At 73.2% G+C, this 4,086-nt stretch carries 3 protein-coding genes; all 3 read left to right on the forward strand.

The window, feature by feature from the left end:
• Window positions 1–3 precede the first annotated feature (3 nt).
• The gene (locus GT030_RS03585) at window positions 4–585 is read left to right on the forward strand and encodes a sigma-70 family RNA polymerase sigma factor (RefSeq protein ID WP_161199793.1); all 582 of its coding nucleotides are present in this window, start codon (window positions 4–6) and stop codon (window positions 583–585) included.
• Window positions 586–930: 345 nt separating this feature from the next.
• Window positions 931–3,654 (forward strand): sugar-binding domain-containing protein, encoded by a 2,724-nt coding sequence (locus tag GT030_RS03590; protein WP_161199794.1) that lies wholly within the window; start codon window positions 931–933, stop codon window positions 3,652–3,654.
• A 142-nt stretch (window positions 3,655–3,796) separates the two neighbouring features.
• Window positions 3,797–4,063, forward strand: a complete 267-nt coding sequence (locus GT030_RS03595; RefSeq protein ID WP_161199792.1) for a GlsB/YeaQ/YmgE family stress response membrane protein — start codon at window positions 3,797–3,799, stop codon at window positions 4,061–4,063.
• The last annotated feature ends 23 nt before the right edge of the window (window positions 4,064–4,086 follow it).

Below are 4,086 nucleotides of genomic sequence, written 5' to 3' on the forward strand. Positions count from 1 at the left end.
CCCGTGGCTCGGGCCGGGGACGACTGCGACGACGAGGAGCTGGCGCGGGGCCTGGTCGCGGGGGACGAGGACTGTCTCGCGGCCGTGTACCGGCGCTGGTCCTCGCTGGTGTACGCCCTCGCCCACCGCGCGCTGGGGAACGCCGGTGAGGCCGAGGACGTGACCCAGCAGGTGTTCCTCGGGGTGTGGCGGGGCCGTGCGGGCTACCGGCCGGACCGGGGCCCGCTGGGCGGCTGGATCGTCGGCATCACCCGGCGCAAGATCTTCGACGCGCTGGCGGCACGCGCCCGGCGCGGCGAGCTGGTCGCGGCGGCGGCGTCCCTGTCCCGCGCCACCCTCGGGGCCGAGACCGCCGCCGACCCGGAGACGGTGCTCGACCGGCTTCTGGTCCGCCGCGAGCTGGGACGGCTGCCGGCCGCCCAGCGCCGGGTGCTCTACCTGGCCTTCTACGAGGACCTCACCCAGCCGCAGATCGCCGCCCGCACGGGCTGGCCGCTCGGCACGGTGAAGAGCCACGCCCGCCGGGGCCTGCACCGCCTGCGCTCCGGCATCGAGCGACGGGAACCGCTGGAGGCGGCCGTCTGAGCGGGCCCGTGCGAGAAAAAACGGGGGTCCGAATCCGGTCGAAATATTGCCCGAACACCCCTACACATACGGGAATAAAAGGCGCAAAATAGACGGATACGCGATACGCGGCACTCCACCGCAGGCCCACCGGACGCGGTCGAGTCCGCCCGGTTCGACGGAAGGAGGACCGTACGCAGACTCCCACCGACAACGAAGGACGCGAGGCCGGTCCGCCGGAGCGGACCGGCCTCCTCGTGCGCGCGGGCGGCGCGTCCTGGCCGGAGGTCTTTGACACGGTTCGCGGCGCTTTCTAGCTTGAGCCGGGCCACAGCGTTCCTTGACCTCACGAGGCTGGAGACCGCCCTGTCCGCTCGCCCCGCCGCCGGCCGCCGCCTCGCCACGGCCGTCGCGTTCCTCGGCCTGATCGGCACCCTCACCGCCACCGCCTGGGCGGACCCGCAGGACCACGCCCCGGCGCCGCTTCCGGCCCCCGAAGCGACCCGCGTCCCGGACACGGCGGGCTCGGTCAGCCCGCTGGCCTCCTTCGCCCTGCAGTCCACGGCGAAGGTGAGCGACTCGGCGGCCGCCGTCTCCTCCCCCGGCTACCCGGCGCGCGGCTGGCACCACGCGGGCCCCCGCTCCACGGTCCTCGCCGCCCTGCTGGCCGAGGGCCGCTACCCGGACCCGTTCCGCTCGACCAACCTGAGCAGGATCCCGAAGGCCGACTTCAAGGTGCCCTGGTGGTACCGCTCCGACTTCACCGAGGACAACACCTCCCGGCGCACCCGGCTCGACTTCAGCGGGGTCGTCCCGGCCGCCGAGGTGTACGTCAACGGCCACCGGGTGGCGACGGACGCGCAGGTCAAGGGCGCGTACACGCGGCACGAGCTGGACATCACCCAGCTGGTGCGGCCCGGCCGGAACACGGTCGCCTTCCGGGTCCGGCCCAACGATCCCGACCGGGACCTCAGCATGGGCTGGCTCGACTGGCTCCAGCCGCCCCCGGACCAGAACATGGGCCTGGTCCGGGACGTCCTGGTCCGGCGGGGCGGCCCGGTCGCGCTGGGCGACGCTCATGTGGTGACCGACCTGGCCGTACCGTCGCTGGCCACCGCCGGCCTGACCGTGCGGGCGCGGGTGCGCAACGACACCGGCCACGCGGTCACCGCCCTGGTCACCGGCAGCGTCGCCGGGACCTCGCTCGCCCGCCGGGTCCCCCTCGCCGCACACGAGTCGCGTACCGTCGCGTTCTCCCCCGCCGATGTCCCCGGCCTGCGCCTGCGGTCTCCGCGCGTGTGGTGGCCCGCCGGAATGGGCGGCCAGCCCCTGTACGACCTCAGGCTCACCGCCTCCGTCGCCGGTGCCGTCTCCGACACCACGCACGAGACCTTCGGCATCCGTGACGTCCGGGCGCCCCTGAACAAGGACGGGGCCCGCCAGTACCGGATCAACGGGCGCCCGCTGCTGATCCGGGGCGGCGGCTGGTCGCCGGACCAGTTCCTGCGCTGGGACCGGCGCTATGCGGAGGACCGGCTGCGGTACGTCCTCGACCTCGGGCTGAACACGGTCCGGCTGGAAGGGCACATCGAGCCGGACGAGTTCTTCGACCTGACCGACCGGCTCGGCGTGCTCACGCTGCCGGGCTGGGAGTGCTGCGACAAGTGGGAGGGCCAGGTCAACGAGGACGGCTCCGGGGAGAAGTGGGACGCGGACGACCACGCGGTGGCGAAGGCGTCCATGGCCGCCGAGGCGGCCCGGTTGCGCTCCCACCCGAGCGTCATCTCCTTCCTGATCGGCAGCGACGCGGCACCGAACGCCACGATCGAGAAGAACTACCTGGACGCGCTGACAGCGGCCGACTGGCCCACCCCCGTCGTCCCGGCCGCCTCCGACAGCTCCTCGCCCGAGCTGGGCCGTTCGGGCATGAAGATGAGCGGCCCCTACGACTGGGTACCGCCCGCCTACTGGTACGCCAAGCGCGAGGGCGGCGCCACCGGCTTCAACTCCGAGACCAGCGCGGGCCCCAGCATCCCCACCCTGGACACGCTGCGCCGGATGATGACCCCCGCCGAGCTGGACACCCTGTGGAAGACCCCGGCGGCCAAGCAGTACCACCGCTCCCCGTCGGCGGTCTTCTCCACCCTCAAGCTCTACAACGACGCCCTCACCGCCCGCTACGGCGCCCCGGCCGGCCTCACCGACTACGTGCGCAAGGCGCAGCTCGCCCAGTACGAAAACGTCCGCGCCGAGTTCGAGGCGTACCGCCGCAACGCCCACGACGCCGGCAAGCCGGCCACCGGGATCGTGCACTGGATGCTGAACAGCGGCTGGACCTCGCTGCACTGGCAGCTCATGGACCGCTATCTCGACCAGAACGGCGCCTACTTCGGTGCCAAGAAGGCGGGCGAGCCACTGCACGTCCAGTACTCCTACGACGACCGCTCGGTGGTCGTCGTCAACGACCACCACTCCCCCGCCGCGGGCCTCACCGCGCGGGCCACCTTCTTCGACCCGGACGGCACCCCGCGCTACGACCGCACCCTGACCGGGCTGCGCGTCCCCGGCGCCGGCGCGCACGGCACCGCGTTCACACTGCCCGGGAAGCTCGGCGGCACCTCCCGGACCCACCTGCTGCGCCTGGTGCTCACCGGCCCCGACGGCCGGGAGGTGAGCCGGAACGTGTACTGGCTCTCCACCCGCCCCGACACCCTCGACTGGGCGCACAGCGACTGGTACTACACCCCGACGACCGCCTACGCCGACCTCAAGGGGCTCTCCGCCATGGCAAGGGTGCCGGTGTCGGCCACCGCCGCCACCCGCTCCTCGGGCGCACTGTCCACCACGACGGTGACCCTGCGCCGCACCGGCGGCGGCCGGACGCCCGCCCTGCTGACGGACGTCCATCTGGTCGACGCGAAGGGCCGGCCGGTACTGCCGGTGCGCTGGTCCGACAACCAGGCCGGGCTCTGGCCGGGCGAGTCGGTGACGATCAGCGGCACCTACCGCACGGCGGACCTGCGCGGCTCGGCACCACGGGTACGGGTCTCGGGGTGGAACACCCCGGAACGGACAGTCCCCGCCTCCTGAAATCCCGGCTCAGCCGCGTCGACCGCCGCCGCCACGGGCACTCTCCCGGTGCGGGTTCCCGGGGGCGGCGCCGCAGTGGAGTGACGCCGTCCGCAGCGGGCACATGGCACAGCAGCAGGGGCCGAGACCACTAGGGGTGGACATGGAGATTTCAGGACTCATCAGCGCCGTCGTCATCGGCATCGTGATCGGTGTGCTCGGGCGGCTGGTCGTGCCGGGACGCCAGCACATCGGCGTGATCGTCACCATCCTCGTCGGCATCGTGGCCGCCCTGCTGGGCACGGCCATCGCGGCGGCCCTGGGTGTCGCGGACACCAACGGGCCGGACTGGATCGAGTGGCTGATCCAGATCGCGCTGGCCGCGGTCGGCATCGCCGCGCTGGACCGGACGGTGGGCCGCCGCCGCTGACCCCCGGGGTCACCTCTTGTACA

The organism is Streptomyces sp. SID1328 (assembly GCF_009865595.1).
Taxonomy (GTDB): domain Bacteria; phylum Actinomycetota; class Actinomycetes; order Streptomycetales; family Streptomycetaceae; genus Streptomyces; species Streptomyces griseoluteus.

Excerpts from the sequence above, each read along its gene's own strand:
- GT030_RS03595 (WP_161199792.1), top strand. The coding sequence starts at position 3,797 with ATGGAGATTTCAGGACTCATCAGCGCCGTCGTCATCGGCATCGTGATC.